Source organism: Streptomyces spororaveus, from assembly GCF_016755875.1.
Taxonomy (GTDB): Bacteria; Actinomycetota; Actinomycetes; order Streptomycetales; family Streptomycetaceae; genus Streptomyces; species Streptomyces spororaveus.
Window position 1 is genome coordinate 1,854,540 of the sequence record NZ_BNED01000005.1, and the last position, 18,942, is coordinate 1,873,481.

The 18,942-nt window shown below is 70.2% G+C and carries 19 protein-coding genes; 10 read left to right on the forward strand and 9 right to left on the reverse strand.

Features of this window, described 5'->3' with window-relative positions:
* Positions 1-2 precede the first annotated feature (2 nt).
* Complete coding sequence (gene yczR, locus Sspor_RS11140; RefSeq protein ID WP_202198925.1) at positions 3-1,490, reverse strand: MocR-like transcription factor YczR; 1,488 nt, start codon at positions 1,488-1,490, stop codon at positions 3-5.
* Positions 1,491-1,578: 88 nt separating this feature from the next.
* On the opposite strand from yczR, the gene Sspor_RS11145 reads away from it, so the two are divergent.
* The 5 genes from Sspor_RS11145 to Sspor_RS11165 all read left to right on the forward strand — a co-directional run bounded on the left by Sspor_RS11145 (position 1,579) and on the right by Sspor_RS11165 (position 6,351).
* Complete coding sequence (locus Sspor_RS11145; protein ID WP_202198926.1) at positions 1,579-1,761, forward strand: hypothetical protein; 183 nt, start codon at positions 1,579-1,581, stop codon at positions 1,759-1,761.
* Entirely contained in the window at positions 1,728-2,357 is a 630-nt protein-coding gene (locus Sspor_RS11150; protein WP_202198927.1) for a nucleotidyltransferase family protein, read from the forward strand. Before Sspor_RS11145 ends, Sspor_RS11150 begins: the two co-directional genes overlap by 34 nt.
* A gap of 251 nt (positions 2,358-2,608) precedes the next feature.
* Complete coding sequence (aceB, locus tag Sspor_RS11155) at positions 2,609-4,228, forward strand: malate synthase A (RefSeq protein WP_202198928.1); 1,620 nt, start codon at positions 2,609-2,611, stop codon at positions 4,226-4,228.
* 276 nt (positions 4,229-4,504) lie between these two features.
* Complete coding sequence (locus Sspor_RS11160) at positions 4,505-5,695, forward strand: GDSL-type esterase/lipase family protein (RefSeq protein ID WP_237403803.1); 1,191 nt, start codon at positions 4,505-4,507, stop codon at positions 5,693-5,695.
* Positions 5,696-5,880: 185 nt separating this feature from the next.
* Positions 5,881-6,351 (forward strand): SRPBCC family protein, encoded by a 471-nt coding sequence (locus Sspor_RS11165; protein WP_202198929.1) that lies wholly within the window; start codon positions 5,881-5,883, stop codon positions 6,349-6,351.
* A gap of 39 nt (positions 6,352-6,390) precedes the next feature.
* Here the strand turns inward: Sspor_RS11165 and Sspor_RS11170 are convergent, their stop codons facing one another.
* Positions 6,391-6,780 (reverse strand): VOC family protein, encoded by a 390-nt coding sequence (locus Sspor_RS11170; protein WP_202198930.1) that lies wholly within the window; start codon positions 6,778-6,780, stop codon positions 6,391-6,393.
* 127 nt (positions 6,781-6,907) lie between these two features.
* On the opposite strand from Sspor_RS11170, the gene Sspor_RS11175 reads away from it, so the two are divergent.
* Positions 6,908-7,555: a 3'-5' exonuclease gene (locus Sspor_RS11175; protein WP_202198931.1), complete on the forward strand. Its 648-nt coding sequence runs from the start codon at positions 6,908-6,910 to the stop codon at positions 7,553-7,555.
* A gap of 113 nt (positions 7,556-7,668) precedes the next feature.
* Here the strand turns inward: Sspor_RS11175 and Sspor_RS11180 are convergent, their stop codons facing one another.
* The 7 genes from Sspor_RS11180 to Sspor_RS11210 all read right to left on the reverse strand — a co-directional run bounded on the left by Sspor_RS11180 (position 7,669) and on the right by Sspor_RS11210 (position 13,677).
* A complete protein-coding gene (locus Sspor_RS11180; protein WP_202203599.1) occupies positions 7,669-9,060 on the reverse strand; it encodes a nucleobase:cation symporter-2 family protein in 1,392 nt (463 codons plus the stop codon).
* A gap of 386 nt (positions 9,061-9,446) precedes the next feature.
* On the reverse strand, positions 9,447-10,850 hold the full coding sequence (locus Sspor_RS11185) for an 8-oxoguanine deaminase (protein ID WP_202198932.1): 1,404 nt from the start codon (positions 10,848-10,850) through the stop codon (positions 9,447-9,449).
* Between the two features lie 190 nt (positions 10,851-11,040).
* A complete protein-coding gene (gene pucL / locus Sspor_RS11190) occupies positions 11,041-11,964 on the reverse strand; it encodes a factor-independent urate hydroxylase (RefSeq protein WP_202198933.1) in 924 nt (307 codons plus the stop codon).
* A gap of 1 nt (position 11,965) precedes the next feature.
* A complete protein-coding gene (gene uraH, locus Sspor_RS11195) occupies positions 11,966-12,358 on the reverse strand; it encodes a hydroxyisourate hydrolase (RefSeq protein ID WP_202198934.1) in 393 nt (130 codons plus the stop codon).
* A gap of 2 nt (positions 12,359-12,360) precedes the next feature.
* Positions 12,361-12,876: a 2-oxo-4-hydroxy-4-carboxy-5-ureidoimidazoline decarboxylase gene (gene uraD, locus Sspor_RS11200; RefSeq protein ID WP_202198935.1), complete on the reverse strand. Its 516-nt coding sequence runs from the start codon at positions 12,874-12,876 to the stop codon at positions 12,361-12,363.
* A gap of 154 nt (positions 12,877-13,030) precedes the next feature.
* On the reverse strand, positions 13,031-13,429 hold the full coding sequence (locus tag Sspor_RS11205) for a helix-turn-helix domain-containing protein (protein WP_202198936.1): 399 nt from the start codon (positions 13,427-13,429) through the stop codon (positions 13,031-13,033).
* Complete coding sequence (locus tag Sspor_RS11210; protein ID WP_202198937.1) at positions 13,426-13,677, reverse strand: thiamine-binding protein; 252 nt, start codon at positions 13,675-13,677, stop codon at positions 13,426-13,428. Before Sspor_RS11210 ends, Sspor_RS11205 begins: the two co-directional genes overlap by 4 nt.
* A 180-nt stretch (positions 13,678-13,857) precedes the next feature.
* Between Sspor_RS11210 and Sspor_RS11215 the strand changes: the two genes are divergently transcribed.
* From Sspor_RS11215 to Sspor_RS11230, 4 genes are all read left to right on the forward strand, one after another.
* Entirely contained in the window at positions 13,858-14,691 is an 834-nt protein-coding gene (locus Sspor_RS11215; RefSeq protein WP_202198938.1) for a TIM barrel protein, read from the forward strand.
* 75 nt (positions 14,692-14,766) lie between these two features.
* Complete coding sequence (locus tag Sspor_RS11220; RefSeq protein WP_202198939.1) at positions 14,767-15,657, forward strand: 2-hydroxy-3-oxopropionate reductase; 891 nt, start codon at positions 14,767-14,769, stop codon at positions 15,655-15,657.
* A gap of 211 nt (positions 15,658-15,868) precedes the next feature.
* Positions 15,869-17,326, forward strand: coding sequence for a catalase (locus Sspor_RS11225; RefSeq protein ID WP_030390353.1), 1,458 nt, complete (start codon positions 15,869-15,871; stop codon positions 17,324-17,326).
* Positions 17,327-17,787: 461 nt separating this feature from the next.
* A complete protein-coding gene (locus Sspor_RS11230; protein ID WP_202198940.1) occupies positions 17,788-18,885 on the forward strand; it encodes a DUF8688 domain-containing protein in 1,098 nt (365 codons plus the stop codon).
* Positions 18,886-18,942 lie beyond the last annotated feature (57 nt).

Genomic DNA, 18,942 nt, shown 5'->3' on the forward strand with positions numbered 1-18,942 from the left:
TCCTACGCCACCCAGTACGGCCGATCCACCGCCGGGGCCAGCGGCACGCCCTCGTGGAAGGCCTGCGCGAGACGGCGTACGCCCTCGTCCAGGCGGTCCTCGGGCAGCGTGTACGGGATCCGCAGCCGGTGTTCGAAGGTGCCCGGGTCCACCCCGAAGCGTGCGCCGCGGCCGATGTGCACCCCGGCCGCGGCGGCCCGCTCGGCGAGGGCGGAGCTGACCGGCTCGCCCAGGTCGACCCAGAGCGAGAGGCCGCCCGGCGGGACCTGCCAGGACCATTCGGGGGTGTGCCGCTGGAGCGCCCCCACCAGGGCCTCGCGCCGGCTCCGCAGCTGCGCCAGCCGCTCGGGAAGGCTCCGTTCCATACCGGCCAGCAGCGGGAGTGCGACCAGCTGGTCGAGCACCGAGCCGGTCATGTCGGCCGAGACCCGCACGGCCGTCAGTTCCGTGATCATTTTCGCGGTGGCCCGGATCCACCCCACCCGCAGGCCGCCCCAGTGCGTCTTGCTCAGCGAGCCGATGGTGATCACGTGGTCCGCGCCGCCGCGCGGGGCGAGGGAGGCCGTCGGCGGGGGCGCGGGCACGTCCAGCGCGATGTCGGCGAGCGTCTCGTCGACGACGAGCCAGGTCCCGGTCGCCCGGGTCGCCGCGAGCAGCCGCAGCCGCTGCTCCGGCGGCATCAGCCGGCCCGTCGGGTTGTGGAAGTCGGGGATCACGTACGCCAGCCGGGGCACGGTCTGACGCAGGGTGGACTCGGCTATCTCCAGATCCCAGCCCCCGTCGGAGACGGCGATGGAACCGGTGCGCAGCCGGGCGTGGCGCAGGGCGTCGAGGGCGTTGGCGTAGGTCGGGTTCTCGGTCACGACCCGGTCCCCGGCCCGGCAGAGCAGGCTGACGACCAGCGAGAGGGCCTGCTGGGCCCCGGCCGTGACCAGGATCTGCTCGGGGCGCGTGGGGAGCCCGCGCCGGGTGAACCGGTCGGCGACGGCCGTGCGGAGCTCGGGCAGGCCGAAGGGGTGGTAGCCGGGGTCCCGGGCGAGCCGGGGCAGCCGGGGCGCGGCCCACGCGAAGGCGTCGGCGAGGCTGCCCTCCGGTGCGCCCATGGCCGCGATGGCGAGGTCGACGCCGGGTTCGCCGTCGGCGCTGTAGCCGCCTGCGCCGAGGAGGGCGTGGGCTCCGACCGGGCGGTGGCCGTCGGGGAGCTCGGTCCAGGTGCCGGAGCCGCGCCGGCTGCGGACGTAGCCGCTTTCGCGCAGCAGGTCGTAGGCGCCGGTGACGGTGGCCCGGCTGGCGCCGACCGCCTCGGCGAGTTCGCGTTCGGCGGGCAGCCGGACGTGCAGGGCGACGCGGCCGTCGAGGATCAGCGTGCGGACGGCGTCGGCGAGCGCCCGGTAGCCGGGGCGGGCCAGGACGTCGGCGGGCAGCAGGGCCGCGAGCTGACGGCTGCCGATGGTTCGGTCCGCTGTCTGGACCACTCGCCCGTTTGCCATGCCAACCTCCCCTGATTGGCTCTGACGGCCAGGCCAATCGAGGACCAGACTCGCTGTATTGGCCCTCGATTGGCAAGGAGATGCCGAGATGCTGACCGACCGTGACGAACGCGCCCTGCTGGCCGCCGCCGAGAACCGGATCGCCCGTCCGCTGCGGATCGGGGCCGCGCTGGCCGCCGTACGGCGCACCCTGGCGGGGCGGTCACCCGATCGCACGCAGGGGCGAGAATCGGTGCCATGTCATCCCACACGCACGCCGATCCACCCCTGATCCCGGATCCTCCGCCGGTCGCGGGCCTGCTCCTGGCGGCCGGCGGCGGCCGGCGGCTCGGCGGGCGGCCCAAGGCCCTGCTCCCCTACCGCGGCCGCCCCCTGGTCGAGAACGCGGTACGGGTCCTGCGCGAGGCGGGCTGCGGCCCGGTGCACGTGGTGCTCGGCGCCTCGGCGGCCGAGGTCCGCGAGCGCGCGGACCTGGCCGGGTGCGTGGTCGTGGACAACCCGGACTGGGCGGAGGGCATGGGCTCCTCGCTGCGGGTCGGCCTCGCCTCCCTCGCCGGTACGGGCGCCGGCGCGGCCCTGGTCTCGCTGGTGGACCAGCCGGGCATCGGTCCGGCGGCCGTGGCCCGGGTACGGGCGGCGTACCGCTCGCCCGCGAGCCTGGTGGCGGCGGCGTACGGCGGGGAGCGCGGCCACCCGGTGCTGTTCGGGGCGGACCGCTGGGCGGACATCGCGGCGACGGCGACGGGCGACAAGGGCGCGCGGGTGCATCTTGCGCGACATGCCGAAGAGCTCATGCTGGTGGAGTGCTCGGACATCGCGGAGGCCTTCGACATCGACACGCCGCCCGACCTGGAACGACTCCTCTGAGCACCGCGTGACGGCAATGGCACTCAGGGCCACCGGTAAGCGGAATCTGTCGACTCAGAGAATCTCGACATCAACAAACCATTGAACTTCCACTATGAGGAAATTACTATCCACTGGTCAGAAGCGCCCTGAACCACAGACGGCGCCCGCGACCGTATTCCGGAACTCTCCACACCCGGCGGCACTGCGTGCCGTCCTGCGCGAGCATTCCCCCGCGGCCGCCAGGCACCGCCGCTGAAGGAGTGACAGATATGTCCGCACCAGCGCCGTCCCCGCTGGCCATCGTCGACGCCGAGCCCCTGCCCCGGCAGGACGAAGTCCTCACCGAAGCGGCCCTCGCCTTCGTGGCCGAGCTCCACCGGCGGTTCGCCCCCCGCCGCGCCGAGCTCCTCGCCCGCCGCGCCGAGCGCCGTGCCGAGATCGCCCGGACCTCCACCCTCGACTTCCTCCCGGACACCGCACAGGTCCGCGAGGGCGACTGGAAGGTGGCGCCGGCCCCGGCCGCGCTGAACGACCGTCGTGTGGAGATCACCGGTCCGACGGACCGCAAGATGACCATCAACGCCCTGAACTCGGGCGCCAAGGTCTGGCTCGCCGACTTCGAGGACGCCTCCGCTCCCACCTGGGAGAACGTCGTCCTCGGCCAGCTCAACCTCATCGACGCCTACGAGCGCCGCATCGACTTCACCGACCCCCGCACGGGCAAGGCGTACGCGCTGAAGCCCGCCGACCAGCTCGCGACCGTCGTCATGCGGCCGCGCGGCTGGCACCTGGAGGAGCGTCACCTGCGCTTCGAGGGCGGCCCCGCCTCCGGCTCGCTCGTGGACTTCGGCCTGTACTTCTTCCACAACGCCAAGCGCCTGATCGACCTCGGCAAGGGCCCGTACTTCTACCTGCCGAAGACGGAGTCGCACCTGGAGGCGCGCCTCTGGAACGAGATCTTCGTCTTCGCCCAGGACTACGTCGGCATCCCCCAGGGCACCGTCCGCGCCACCGTCCTCATCGAGACGATCACCGCCGCGTACGAGATGGAGGAGATCCTCTACGAGCTGCGCGACCACGCGGCCGGCCTGAACGCGGGCCGCTGGGACTACCTCTTCTCCATCGTCAAGAACTTCCGTGACGGCGGCGAGAAGTTCGTCCTGCCGGACCGCAACGCGGTGACGATGACCGCCCCGTTCATGCGGGCGTACACCGAACTGCTGGTCCGCACCTGCCACAAGCGCGGCGCGCACGCCATCGGCGGCATGGCCGCCTTCATCCCGTCCCGCAAGGACGCCGAGGTCAACAAGGTCGCCTTCGAGAAGGTCAAGGCCGACAAGGACCGCGAGGCGGGCGACGGCTTCGACGGCTCCTGGGTCGCCCACCCCGACCTGGTCCCGATCGCGATGGCCTCCTTCGACGCGGTGCTCGGCGAGAAGCCCAACCAGAAGGACCGGCTGCGCGAGGACGTCTCGGTGGCTCCGGGCGAGCTCATCGCGATCGACTCCCTGGACGCCCGGCCGACGTACGAGGGCCTGCGCAACGCGGTCCAGGTCGGCATCCGCTACATCGAGGCGTGGCTGCGCGGCCTCGGCGCCGTCGGCATCTTCGGCCTGATGGAGGACGCGGCCACCGCCGAGATCTCGCGCTCGCAGATCTGGCAGTGGATCAACGCGGGCGTCGTGTTCGAGAACGGCGAGACGGCCACCGCCGAACTGACCCGCAAGATCGCCACCGAGGAACTGGCCGCCATCCGCGCCGAGGTCGGCGAGGAGGCCTTCACGTCCGGCAAGTGGAAGCAGGCCCACGACCTCCTCCTCCAGGTCTCCCTGGACGCGGACTACGCGGACTTCCTGACCCTTCCCGCCTACGACCAGCTGGTCGGCTGATACCCGGATTCGGCTGAAACGCACAGCGGCCGAAGCCTGCCGGCTCCGCCCCCGCCGCCTCACGGCGCGGGGGCGGAGCCGTTTGCGTACCACAACAGGAGGAGCGGACTCCCGAACGACCGGTCGGTCGTTACTCGTTCGTAACGTGACTGTACCTAGCGGTAACAAGTGGGCCCGTGTCACCTTTCCGATGCCACCGGCCGGCGGTACCCCCACTTCCCAGCCACGCGACGCAGTCGTCGCGACTTCGGCGTGGCCGAACGCAGGAGTTCCGCAGTGATCGGATTCCGCAACGTCAGCAAGGACCGGGACCGCAGTCGGGTGCGACGGCTGGCCGGAGCCGGAATGGTCGTGCCGCTCGCCGTCAGCGCGCTGCTGGCCGGCGGAGCAGGCACCTCCGCCGCCAGTCCGGGGACCGGACCCACCGCGGTGGTGTCCATGGGCGACAGCTACATCTCCGGCGAGGCCGGACGCTGGAAGGGCAACAGCCTGACCAACAGCGGCAGCCGCAACGGGACCGACCGGGGCTGGGTCAGCGGCAGCACCTACGACCCCGCCAGGGTCTACGGGACCACCGCCGGCGGCTGCCACCGCTCCGACTCCGCCGAGGTGCGCAGCGCCGGGGCGATCGCCGACGTCGCCGTGAACCTCGCCTGTTCCGGGGCGGTTTCGGACAACGTGTTCCGCGCCTCCAACGGCGGCGTCTCCTACAGGGGCGAGGCCCCGCAGGCCGATCAGCTCGCCGCGGTGGCCGCGAGCCACGACGTCAAGGTCATCGCGCTGTCCATCGGCGGCAACGACCTCGGCTTCGCCGACATCATCACGGACTGCGCGCTCGACTTCGTCCTCTGGAACTCGTACTGCTATGACGACCAGCAGGCCGGCGTCGACCAGAAGATCGACGCGGTCATGGGCAAGGTCGGCAAGTCCGTGGACGAGATCCGGGCCGTGATGCGCGCGGCCGGGTACACCGACTCCTCGTACCGGATCGTGCTGCAGTCCTACCCGTCGCCGATCCCGCGCGGCGCGGAGAACCGGTACACGCAGAGCGACTGGAGCCGGCTCAACTCCGGTGGCTGCCCCTTCTGGAACCGGGACTCCGACTGGGCGCGGGACTCGCTCGTGCCGCAGATCGCGAACCGGATCAAGGGCGTCGCGGCGGCCAAGGGCGTGCAGTTCCTCGACCTGCGGGACATGATGCAGGGCCGTGAGGTGTGCGCGAAGGCGAGCAAGCAGGTGACGTCCACGGTGCCGGCCTCGGCGAAGACGAGCGAGTGGGCGCGCTGGATCGACAACAACGAGACGCAGGGGCTGATCCAGGAGTCCATGCACCCGAACTACTTCGGCCAGCTGGCCGCGGGGCGCTGTCTGGCCCTGGTGGTCGCCCAGCCCGCGAGCTCCGGCTTCGGCTGCAAGAACACGGCGGGCGCGGACCAGACGGGCATGTTCCTCACCCCGGCCTCCTAGGCGGTCCCGGAGGCCCCTTGTACGGGATTCACCGGGCGAGGCGGCGCCCGGTGAAGCCCACCCGGCGCCCGTTCGGGTCAGTGGGACTGCGCGAACGGGCCTTCGGCGCGAGTCTGGGAGCGAGGGACAGGGCGACGGACCGCGGGCCGACGCGGCGCGCCGCGTCCCGAAGGAGCGTGATCGGCGTGGCCCGCAACCGCCGCCTGATCCTGAGCACGCCGTCCGAGGTCTGGCGGCTGCTGGCCGACGGGCACCGCTACGGCGAGTGGGTCACGGGCACCCAGCAGGTGCTCGCCGCGGATCCGCACTGGCCGCAGGTGGGGGCCCGGCTGAAGGTCCGGGTCGGCTCCGGCCCCTTCACCCTCGACGACACGTGTGTCGTCCGCCGCTGCGAACCGGAGCGCCGCCTGGAACTGGAGGCGAGGGCGGAACCGTTCGGCGCGGCACGGATCGCGATGCGCCTGGCCCCCTGGGGCGGGAGCACCCTCTTCACCCTCGACTGGCACCCCCTGCGGGGACCCGGCACCCGGATGCACGGGCTCCCCGTCGACTACATCGTCGCCATCCGCAACGGCATGATGCTCACGAAACTGGCCCGGATCGCGGTGCGCGAGCACGCCGACGCGCGGGCGCCGCATGGGGCGTCCCCCCAGTGACGCTCCCGGCGGGACGCGCGGGGGCGCGGATCGCCCGGATCACGGGCCGGGGGCCGTCAGGACCGACAGGATGTTGCCCGCCGGGTCCTTGAACCAGGCGATGGTGGGCATGCCGCCCTCGCCGTGCACGATGCCCTTGGCGTCCGCCTCGAAGCCCTCGTAGCGCTCGAACGCGACACCGCGCGCGGTGAGCTCGTCCACGACCCGTTCGACGTCGTCCACGGGGAAGTTCAAGATCGTGTAGGTCGCGGGCCGGTAGTCCTCCTTCGGGTAGACCATGACCGTGCTGTCTCCCGCGAGGTCGAGGCGGAGCAGGCCCATCTCCGCGTCCTCGGAGACGCTCAGGCCGAGGGTCGTGCCGTAGAACTCCTTGGCCCTGGCCAGGTCGTCGACCGCGAATCCGCTGAATGCCCTGCTGTTTTCGAACATGGCTGTTCCTTCGCTCCGAGGCACCCCGCTTCCCATGGTCCCTCCGGGACGGCCGGACGGCGATTCCGCACTCCGGCGCCCGGAAAACCGGGTGCTCGGCGGGTGCCCGGCTGGCATGCTCGGGCGCATGGCAGCCCGTGGCACACGTCCCAGTCTCTACATCTCCGTCGACATCGAGGCCGACGGACCCATTCCCGGACCGTATTCGATGATCAGCTTCGGGGCCTCGGTCGCGGGCCGCCAGGACGGCGCCTCGTATACGGCCGCCGACCCCGAGCAGCTCACCTTCTACCGGGAACTGCGGCCGATCAGCGAGGAGTTCGTACCCGAGGCGCTGGCCGTGAGCGGCCTGGACCGCGACCGGCTGGTGCGGGAGGGCGCCGATCCGGCGGAGGCCATGGCCGAGTTCCGCGCCTGGGTGCGGGAGGTGTCCGCGGGCGCGCAGCCGGTGATGTGCGGCTACCCGGCCTCCTTCGACTGGACCTTCCTGTACTGGTACCTGATCCGGTTCGGCGGGGACAGCCCCTTCGGCCACTCCGGCTGCCTGGACATGAAGACCCTCTACGCGACGAAGGCGCGGGTGCCGCTGCGCGCCGCGGTCAAGGGCCGGATGCCCCGCGAACTGCTCTCCCGGCGCCGCCACACGCACCACGCCCTGGACGACGCGATCGAACAGGCCGAGCTGATGAGCAACTTGATGCTGTGGACTCCCCCGGTGCCCGCCCGGGCCGCCGACCGGTCCCCGCTCGTCCGTCCCGCCGCAGGAGGTGCGTGAGTTCCCCGGTCCTCCACTCGGCCTGCCGAGCTAGGCACGACACGGACGCGGCAGCGCGTACGCCACACCCGCAGTGGGTGGCGTACGCGCCGCCGTGGCGTGCAGGGCGTGCGTCAGTGCACCGGTACCGGGTCCGCCGCGGCCCCCGAGGCCGCGGCCTTCCTGGCGCCGAGATGGTTGAAGGCCAGGTTCAGCAGGATGGCCACGACGCAGCCGGTGCTGATGCCGGAGTCGAGGACGACCAGCAGGTCCTTGGGGAAGGCGTGGTAGAACTCCGGCGCGGCGATGGGGATCAGGCCGATGCCCACGGAGGCGGCGACGATCAGGGCGTTCTCGCCCTTCTCCATGGCCGCTCCCGCCAGGGTCTGGATGCCGCTGGCCGCGACCGAGCCGAAGAGGACGATGCCGGCGCCGCCGAGGACCGGCAGCGGGACCACGCCGATGACGGAGGCGGCCATCGGGCACAGGCCCAGCAGGATCAGGATCCCGCCGCCCGCGGCGACGACGAAGCGGCTGCGCACCTTGGTCATGGCGACCAGCCCGATGTTCTGGGCGAAGGCGCTGCACATGAACCCGTTGAACAGCGGGCTGAGCGCGCTGCCGAGGGTGTCGGCGCGCAGACCGCCCTCGATGGTCCTCGCGTCCGCCGGACGGCCGACGATCTTGCCGAGCGCCAGGATGTCGGCGGTGGACTCGGTCATGCAGACCAGCATGACGATGCACATCGAGAGGACGGCGGCGACCTGGAACTGCGGGGCGCCGAAGTGGAAGGGGGTCGGGAAGCCCACGAGCGACGCGTTCTTGACGGCGTCGAAGCTGGTCATGCCGAGCGGGAGGGCGATGAGGGTGCCGGCGACCAGGCCGAGCAGGATGGATATCTGCTGGAGGAAGCCGCGCAGGAACTTGCGCATCAGCAGGACGATCACCAGGGTGACGGCGGCCATGCCGATGTTCCGCATGGAGCCGTAGTCGGTGGCGGTCCGGTTCCCGCCCTGGGACCAGTTGAAGGCGACGGGCAGGAGCGAGACGCCGATGAGGGTGATGACCGTACCCGTCACGACCGGCGGGAAGAAGCGGACGAGTTTGCCGAAGTAGGGGGCGGCGAGGAAGCCGACGATCCCGGCGACGATGATCGCGCCGAAGATGACGGGGATGGCGTTCTCCCCCTCCCCCTTGCCTATCGCGATCATCGGGGTGACACCGGCGAAGGAAACGCCGTTGACGAAGGGGAGTTTGGCGCCGATCTTCCAGAAACCGAGGGTCTGGAGGAGGGTGGCGAGCCCTGCGGTGAAGAGCGAGGCGCCCATCAGGAAGGCGGTCTCGGTGGCCGAGAGCCCGACGGCGGGGCCGACGATCATGGGCGGGGCGACGACACCGGCGTACATGGCGGCCACGTGCTGGAGACCGCTCGTGAACATTTTCAGCGGAGGCAGGGTCTCATCGACCGGATGCTTCTCCTCCGGTACTGCGACTGCATCTTTGCGAAACCTGGGCGCCTGGGCCACGGCTTCCTCCGTTCGGTTGAACACGCCGGCAGGGACGTGGTGTCTTGGAGGTGGTGCGAAAGCGGTGCGAGTCGAGCCTGTATGCGGTTGTGGGTGGTGCGAATACTTGTCCCAAGGGGTGCGGAAACGATTCGCCCGATGATCGGTTCCGCGCTGTGGTGCGGTTGGTGCGGCTCAGGACCCCCGGCGGGAGCCGGACCGGATCGTGAGCTGGAGGTGCCGCGGCAAGGGCGCGATACGCGCGCCGACCGGCTGGTCGCATGAGTCACCGATCCCGGGGCGCCTTCGGATCACCTCAGGCGCTACCCGGGAACGGCTGCCCACGGACCCCGCTCGGGTCCGCGGCTGCCGGCCGGGGGCCGTCCCCCCCGGCCGGACTCCGTGGGTCAGGCCTGCGCGGAGATCCGCGCGAGGCGCTGGGCCTCTTCCCGGGTGGACACCGCGATGGCGTCCTCGTCGGCGAAGAGGAGACGGTTGTTCTCGACGATCTGCTTGCCGCCCACGAACGACGCGGTGACCGGGGCCGCCGCACCGAAGACCAGGGCGGTGACCGGATCGGCGATCGAGGAGTGCAGGAAGGTGTTCAGGTTCCACAGGACCAGGTCGGCGCACTTGCCGACCTCCAGCGAACCGATGTTGTCGGCACGGCCGAGGACCTGGGCACCACCGTACGTACCGAGGCGCAGGGCCTGGCGCGCGTTCAGGGCGCGCTCGCGGTGGACCGGGTTCAGCCGGTTGATCAGCAGCGCGTTGCGCAGCTCGGTGTGCAGCTCACCGGACTCGTTGGAGGCGGTGCCGTCCACGCCGAGGCCGACCGGGACGCCGGCGGCGAGCATGTCCGGGACGCGGGCGATACCGGCGGCCAGACGGGCGTTGGAGGACGGGCAGTGCGCGACACCGGTCTTGGTGCGGGCGAACGCGGCGATGTCGGAGTCGTTCATGTGGACGCTGTGCGCCATCCACACGTCCTCGCCGAGCCAGCCGGTCGACTCGAAGTAGTCGGTCGGGCCCATGCCGAACAGTTCCTTGCAGAACTGCTCTTCCTCGACGGTCTCGGAGCCGTGCGTGTGCATGCGCACACCCAGGCGGCGGGCCAGCTCGGCGCCCTGCCTCAGCAGCTCGGTGGAGACCGAGAAGGGGGAGCAGGGGGCGACGGCGACCTGGGTCATCGAGTCGAAGGAGGCGTCGTGGAACTTCTTTACGGTCGCCTCGGTGTCGGCGAGCGCGCCTTCGAGGGTCTCGACGGCGTGGTCCGGCGGCAGGCCGCCGTCCTTCTCGCTGCGGTCCATCGAGCCGCGGGCGAGGGTGAAGCGGACGCCCATCTCGGACGCGGCGCGGATGATCGAGCCGGACAGGTCGCCGGAGCCCTTGGGGAAGACGTAGTGGTGGTCCATCGCGGTGGTGACACCGCCCTTGGCCATCGCGGCGAGGGAGCCCTGCGCGGCCGTGTACGTCATCTGCTCGTCGATGCGCGCCCACGTCGGGTACAGCGCGACCAGCCAGTTGAAGAGGTTGTGGTCGGTGGCCAGACCACGCGTGATCCACTGGTAGAAGTGGTGGTGGGTGTTGACCAGACCGGGGGTCACGAGGTGCCCGGTGCCGTCGATACGGCGAACGACGTTGTCGAGGTTCTCGGGGGCCTTGCCCGCACCGATGAACTCGATCCTGTTGCCGGCGACGACCACGTGGCCCGAGGCGTACTCGGTGTCGTTGGCGTCGACCGTCGCGATCGCACAATTCTCGATGACGATGCGCTCGACCGCGCTGTCAGGGGCTGCCGATGCTGCCATGGAACTTCCTCGTGCTTTCAGTGGCGATGCGGGCACGGCAAGGCCCAGGAGATTTGAGTGCCGGAGCCGGGGGCCTTGACAGCTGACAGTACTGCCGCCCCGTGTGATACGTCCGGGTGCCGATTCGGGAGGCTGGGACGTGTCGCGCGACCCCGGGGCCACTGCGGGGCCCCGGGACGCGCGGACCGCGTCAGAGGTTGGTCATGTCCACGGGGATGCGAGCGTCGACGCCGTCCCGGAGAACCGTCGCCTCGATCAGACCGTACGGACGGTCCGCGGCGAAGTACACCTCGTTGTCGTTCTTGAGGCCGAAGGGCTCCAGGTCGACGAGGAAGTGGTGCTTGTTCGGGAGCGAGAAGCGAACCTCGTCGATCTCCGAACGGTGGTTGATGATGCGCGAACCCATCTGGTACAGGGTCTGCTGCAGCGACAGGGAGTAGGTCTCAGCGAAGGCCTGCAGCATGTGCTTGCGGACCTCGGCGTAGGACTTCTCCCAGTTGGGCATCCGCTGCTCGTCGTCCGACCAGTTGAAGCGCCAGCGGGCCGACACCTGGGTGGCCAGGATGCGGTCGTAGGCCTCCTTCAGCGTCGTGTACTTGTCCTTCACGTAACCCCAGAACTCGGAGTTCGTGGAGTTCATGACGACGAGGTCCTTGAGGCCGGAGACGACCTCCCAGTTCGTGCCGTCGTACGTGATCTGGGTGACGCGGGTCTCCATGCCCTGGCGGACGAAGGAGTGGTTCACCTCGTCGGAGCCGATGAACTTGGAGTTGGCCTCCGAGGTGGCGATCCGGTCCCAGGCGTACTCCTCGATCCGGATGCGCGCGCGCTTGATCGGCTCCTGGCTGGTGACGAACCAGCGCGCCAGGTGGATGCCGAACTGCTCGGCGGACTCGATGCCGTACTCCTTGGCGAACGCGTACACCGTGTTCTTGGTGGTGTCCGTCGGGAGGCAGTTGGCGTTCGAGCCGTTGTAGTGGACGTCGTCCATGTCGCCGGAGAGGGCGACCGAGACGTTCAGGTCCTTGATGTGGTGGGTGTCGCCGTCCCGCGTGATCTTGACTACGCGGTTCTCTGCTTTGCCGTACTGGTTCTGGCCCAGAATGGTGGCCATGCTAGCTCCCTCGGTAAACGGAGTAGCCGAACGGGTTGAGCAGCAGCGGTACGTGGTAGTGCTCGCCCGGGTTCACCGCGAAGGTGATGGTGACCTCGGGGAAGAACGGACCGCTGTCCCTTACGCGGGGGGCGTCCTGCTGTGCCTCGGCGGCTTGCTTCTTGGAGAAGTACGTCTCGGTCTCGAAGTCGAGACGCACGTGTGTGGTGCCCTCCGGCAGGGCGGGCAGGTCCTTGCAGCGCCCGTCCGCATCGGTGGCGGAGCCGCCCAGGGCCGCCCACGCTCCACCGAGGCCCGTGCGGGCCGACAGGGAGATGGCGACGCCCTCGGCGGGCTTGCCGATGCTGGTGTCCAGGATGTGCGTGGACACCGACGCTGTGGTCTCGGTGCTCATGGTCACGCTCCTTCTGCGAGTTCGACGAGGCGGGTGAGGCGGATCTTGTTGATCTTGACGAGCTCGCCGCGGGCGGTCTCCCGCTCCTGCTCCGGCGAGTTGTCGATCCGGACCTTGACCGCGTCACGCATGAACTCACCGGTCGCACCGGTGGCGCAGATGAGGAAGACGTGGCCGAACTTGTCCTGGTAGGCCAGGTTCAGTTCGAGGAGCTCGTTCTTGAGCTCCTCCGAGGCGCCGGCCATGCCACGCTGCTCGCGGGCGGAGGTCGGGTCTCCCGGCTTCGGCCGGCCGATCGGCGCGTGGCCTCCCATCGCTTCGCCCAGGTCGTCCGCGGTGAGCTCCGCCATGGCGGCTTCGTTCGCGGCGAAAAGGGACTCTGCGGTGGCGAAGGGGCGCTGGGCGAGCATCTTGCTCCCCCACGCCGAACTGGCGCACACCTCGTGCAGCTCGGCCGTGGCCGCGCTGTCGTCCAAGGCGTTGAACCGGGTGAGACCCGGGGTCGGACTCGAAGTCACGGTAGGCCTCCGTGGCCTGTTGTTGCTTTGACGGGCTGCGCATAGCTAACGCCCTCGACAACACGGCGTCAACACTTTGTTGAAACTTCCCGTACACAAAAGCCGCCGCCCGGGTGAATTGGGCGGCGGCTCGTCACCGTGAGTCAGCTGACGCTCACTCCTGGCTGCCCTTGCCGGCCCCCTTCGGAGCGTTCGAATCCCGGTTCAGGTAGTTGTAGACGGTGAAGCGGCTGACGCCCAGGGCGCCCGCGACCGTTTCCACGCCGTGCCGCACGGAGAAGGCGCCCCGCGCCTCCAGTATCCGCACGACGTCCTGCTTGGACTTCCGGTCGAGCTGGGCCAGCGGTACGCCGTACCGGCGCTCCAGGGCCGCCAGGATGTGGTCCAGCGAGTCCGAGAGCTGCGGCAGGCGCACGGCCAGCAGGTCCTGGCCCTCCCAGGCGAGCACGACGTCGTCGGGCTGGGCCAGGGCCGGGTCCATCAGCTCGCCGCCCATGGCGTCCACCAGCGGCTTGACCGCGGCGACGAAGGGGTGGTCGCGGGGCTCGGTCATGACACCTCCTCCCCGATCACATTGACCTGGAGCGAGACACGCGTGGCGCCGGCCTCCAGGGAGTCGCGCAGCAGCGACTCCACCGCGGCCAGCACGCGGTCGGCCTCACCCTCGGCGGTGTTGCCGAACGGCCCGACGTCCACCGCGTCCAGCTGGGCCTTCTGGATGACCTCGCGGGCCGCCACGGCATGGGCAGGAGCCTCTTCCAGATCGAAGGGCTCGGTCGTGAACTCCACTCTCAATCGCACGCCGTCAAGCTACCCGGGCCCGAAGGGGCGGCGCGACAGCGCCCCCGCGAGGGGTGGCGGCCGGGTGACGGGCGGGGAGGAGTTTTCGGGAGTCCGCACTTGACATCCACGCGGAACCCCATGCAGTCTTCCATCAAGCAGAAAATAACTTCCGCAATACGGAAGGAGCGCACACCCCTCATGGGATACACGGACCAGCGCTTCGATGTGAACCTGTCGATCCTCTTCACGGAACTCCCGCTCCTGGAGCGCCCCGCGGCTGCCGCCGCGGCGGGCTTCACGGCGGTCGAGCTGTGGTGGCCCTGGATCGAGACCCCCACCCCCGCACAGGAGGAGCTCGACGCCCTCAAGAAGGCTCTTGAGGACGCCGGCACCCAGCTGGTGGGACTGAACTTCTACGCCGGCCAGCTGCCGGGCCCGGACCGCGGCGCGGTCTCGGTGCCCGGTGCGGAGTCGGAGCGCTTCAACGCCAACATCAACGTGGCCGCGGACTTCGCGGCCTCGGTCGGCTGCAAGGCGCTGAACGCCCTCTACGGCAACCGCGTCGAAGGCGTGGAGCCGGCCGTTCAGGACGAGCTCGCCCTGAAGAACCTGGTCACGGCGGCCCGGGCCGCGGACCGCGTCGGCGCGATCCTCCTGATCGAGACCCTCAACAAGCCCGAGTCGCCGCTCTACCCCCTGGTGAGCGCACCGGCCGGCATCGAGGTCGTGGACAAGGTGAACGAGGCCACCGGCCTCGGCAACGCCAAGTTCCTGCTCGACCTGTACCACCTGGCGATGAACGATGAGGACCTCTCCGAGGTCATCGAAAAGTACGCCGCCAAGACCGGGCACGTCCAGATCGCGGACAAGCCCGGACGCGGTGCCCCCGGCACCGGCGAGCTGCCCCTGGAGGAGCTGCTCGACCAGCTGAAGAAGGCCGGATACGAGGGCTACGTAGGCCTGGAGTACAAGGCCGCCGACGCTGCCGCCTCCTTCGCATGGCTGCCGGCCGAGGCCCGCGCCGCGAAGTAGTCGGACCAAGTCCGGGCGATCAGCCAGGCACTTCACGAACTTTTCGTACAAAGCATTAAGAGAAGGACCCTCATCATGAGCAACCTCCCCAAGATTGCCTGGATCGGTCTCGGAATCATGGGCTCCCCCATGGCCGAGAACCTCCTGAAGGCCGGCTACCCGGTCACCGGCTTCACCCTGGAGCAGGACAAGCTGGACCGCCTGGCGGCCGCCGGCGGCACCGCGGCCGGCTCGATCGCCGAGGCCGTGGCGGACGCCGACGTCATCGTCACGATGGTGCCCGCCTCCCCGCAGGTCGAGGCCATCGCCTACGGCGAGAACGGCATCCTGGAGAACGCGAAGTCGGGCGCGCTGATCATCGACATGTCGTCGATCACCCCGCAGACCTCGATCGACCTCGCGAAGAACGCCGCCGCCAAGGGCATCCGCGTCATCGACGCCCCGGTGTCCGGCGGCGAGGCCGGCGCCATCGAGGCCGTCCTGTCGATCATGGTGGGTGGCGAGCAGGCGGACTTCGACGAGGCCCTGCCGGTCCTCGAAGCCCTCGGCAAGGTCATCGTCCTGTGCGGTCCGCACGGCTCCGGCCAGACGGTGAAGGCCGCGAACCAGCTCATCGTCGCGGTGAACATCCAGGCGTGCGCCGAGGCCGTCGTCTTCCTGGAGAAGTCCGGCGTGAACCTCCAGGCCGCCCTGGACGTCCTCAACGGCGGTCTGGCCGGCTCCACCGTGCTGACCCGCAAGAAGGACAACTTCCTGAACCGCGACTTCAAGCCCGGTTTCCGGATCGACCTGCACCACAAGGACATGGGCATCGTCACCGACGCCGCCCGCAACGTCGGTGCCGCCCTCCCGGTCGGCGCGGTCGTCGCCCAGCTGGTCGCCTCGCTGCGCGCCCAGGGTGACGGCGGCCTGGACCACTCGGCCCTGCTCCGTGCCGTCGAGCGCCTCTCCGGCGCTCAGATCTGAGCACTCCCCCTCTCACGGGGGACCTGAGTTTCCGGATGGCGCCGGTGCTGACACCTGTCCTGTCGCGCCCAAGCGCCGGCGCCGTCCGGATTACCACTCACCCTTCAACTTCGTTCAACAAACTGTTGACGTTTAGTTCGTGCCGAATTTAGGCTGTTCCGCATGACGGAAGACACTTTCCGTCAGCAGTTACCCCGTACGGAAGGTCACCATGTCGAAGCGCACGCTGACGACCGAGTCCGGCGCCCCGGTCGCCGACAATCAGAACTCCGCCACCGCCGGCGTCGGTGGCCCGCTCCTGGTCCAGGACCAGCAGCTCCTGGAGAAGCTCGCCCGCTTCAACCGTGAGCGCATCCCGGAGCGCGTGGTGCACGCCCGCGGCTCGGCCGCGTACGGCTACTTCGAGGTGACCGACGACGTCACCGCGTACACCAGCGCCGCCTTCCTGAACACGGTCGGCAAGAAGACCGAGACCTTCCTGCGCTTCTCCACCGTCGCCGACTCGCTGGGCGGCGCGGACGCGGTCCGCGACCCGCGCGGCTTCGCGCTCAAGTTCTACACCGAAGAGGGTAACTACGACCTCGTCGGCAACAACACCCCGGTGTTCTTCATCAAGGACCCGATCAAGTTCCCCGACTTCATCCACTCCCAGAAGCGCGACCCCTTCACGGGCAAGCAGGAGCCGGACAACGTCTGGGACTTCTGGGCGCACGCCCCCGAGGCGACGCACCAGATCACCTGGCTCATGGGTGACCGCGGTATCCCGGCGTCGTACCGTCACATGAACGGCTACGGCTCCCACACGTACCAGTGGACCAACGAGCAGGGCGAGGCCTTCTTCGTCAAGTACCACTTCAAGACGAACCAGGGCATCCGCAGCCTCTCGGGCGAGCAGGCCGCCGAGCTCGTCGGCAAGGACGCGAACTCGCACCAGACCGACCTGCTGCAGGCCATCGAGCGCGGTGTGAACCCCTCGTGGACCCTGTACGTGCAGATCATGCCCGCCGCCGAGGCCGCGGACTACCGCTTCAACCCGTTCGACCTCACCAAGGTGTGGCCGCACAGCGACTACCCGCTGCAGCGCGTGGGCCGTCTGGTCCTCGACCGCAACCCGGACAACGTCTTCGCCGAGGTCGAGCAGTCCGCCTTCTCCCCGAACAACTTCGTCCCGGGCATCACCGCCTCGCCGGACAAGATGCTCCAGGGCCGCCTCTTCGCGTACGCCGACGCCCAGCGCTACCGCCTCGGTGTGAACCACACCCTGCTGCCGGTCAACGCCCCGAAGGCGACGAAGGCCGACAACTACGGCCGCGACGGCGTCATGGCGCTGCGCAACGGCTCGCGCCACGACAAGAACTACGAGCCCAACTCGTACCAGGGTCCGGCCGAGACCGGTCTGGCGCTGGGCGCCCCGAAGGCCGTCTCCGGCTACACGGGCACCCACGAGGCCCCGGCCCACACCAAGGACGACGACTTCTTCCAGGCCGGTGAGCTCTACCGCCTGATGTCGGAGGCCGAGAAGCAGCGCCTGGTGGCGAACATCGCCGGCGGTCTCTCGCAGGTCACCCTGGAAGACGTCATCGAGAAGAACCTGGCTCACTTCCACGCCGCCGACGCCGACTACGGCAAGCGCGTCGAGGAGGCCGTCCGCGCCCTGCGCGACGCCTGAGCCACCCAGATGTACCGGGGGCCTGACGGGAGGTCAGGCCCCGGGTGCTCAGCCCGACCCGTGGACCCGGATGAGGGGTGGTACACGGTGAGGGCAGGACGAGGACCGTGGCGAGCGTGCGAGCCAGTGCGGTGGTAATGGGTTCCGAGGCCCGTCTCTTGACCTGAGGGAGACGACGCCGGAGTTCTCGTCGCCCGCCCGCCACGGTCCCAGCCAATCCCGTCCTCCGCGTACAGGGGCTACGCACAGAGCCCCCTGCACACGGAGGGACCCACCTCCCCACACACTCCGCCCGGCGGTGCGAACGTCCTGTCGCGCCAGCCTCGCACCGTCGGGCGGTAACAACCAGAGCGCCGAGTCACGGACGGTCCCGTGACTCGGCGCTTTGTCGTGCGGCCAGTGTGCTGCGCCGGGCCGGGCCGGGCAGTCCGGCGCTGCTGGTCCGTTGATTGAATGGCCCCATGGATCTTCAGGTGTTCCGGGCCCTGCTGTCGGATGAGGGGCAGAGCCTGCTGGCGGCCCTGGGGGACGCGGGACCGGTCGGGGAACCGGCGCTGCGGCACGACCGGCCCCCCGCGTTGGTGGCGGCCGCCGAGGAGCAGGTACGGCTGCGCGGACGGGCCGCGGCGAAGCTCGGGGAGTTCGCCGCGCGGATGTACCTCACGCCCGACTTCGTCGAGCTCGCCTCCCCCCTGGCCGTGGCCGAGTACAAGCTGGACCGCGTCCTGGACGAGGTCGGCGTGGTGCTGATCGACGCGATAGGCCTGGGCAGCGGCCTGGACGCCCTCGTACTCAGCTGGTCGCACCACACCACGGCCGTCGACCCGGATCCGCTGACCGTCGAGATAGCCGGAGCCAACGCGCCCGTCGCGAACGCCTCGCTGTTCTTCCCCCACCGCGAGGACCTCGCCCGGTTCGACAGCCAGGGCGAGGCCGTCTTCATCGACCTGATGCGGCGTCCCGGGCCCGACGGCGCCCACGACCCCGAGTCGTACCGTCCGCCGCTCTCCTGGGCACTGGACCGCGTACGCACGACCGGCCTCGGCTGGGTCCGGCTCGCACCCGGCCTCGCGCCCGGGGCCGTACCCGATCTGGGCCGGGCCGACGAGGCCGAGTGGATCTCCCACGCCGGAACCGTCCAGGAGCTGGTCCTGTGGTTCGGCCTGCACCCGGAGCCCGCACCGGTCACCGTGCGCAAGGCCACCCTGCTGCCCGCCGGCGCCTCGCTCACTTCACGCGGTCTGCCCGAGCCGTCCGTGCGCCCCCTGGGCCGCTACGTGTACGTGCCGGATCCGGCGGTGGTCCACGCGGGCCTGGTCGCCGAGCTCGCCGAGGCCGTCGCCGGCGGGCCGCTCGACGGCGGCGGCACCCTCCTCACCTCCGACGAGCCCCGGTGGACGCCGTTCGCCACGGCGTACGAGGTCACGGAGGTGCTGCCGCGAGGCGGCGGCAGGCAGCGGGCGGCCGCCCCGGAGGCACCGGCGGAGTTCGCCGTCGCCGGGGCGGACGGCCCCACGACGGTCGTCGCCGTTCCCGTCCGGTTCCCGCGGGTGCCCTGAAGACCCGCGCCGCGCGCCGCAGGGACCACGCGAACGGCCCCCGCCCCTCCGGAACGG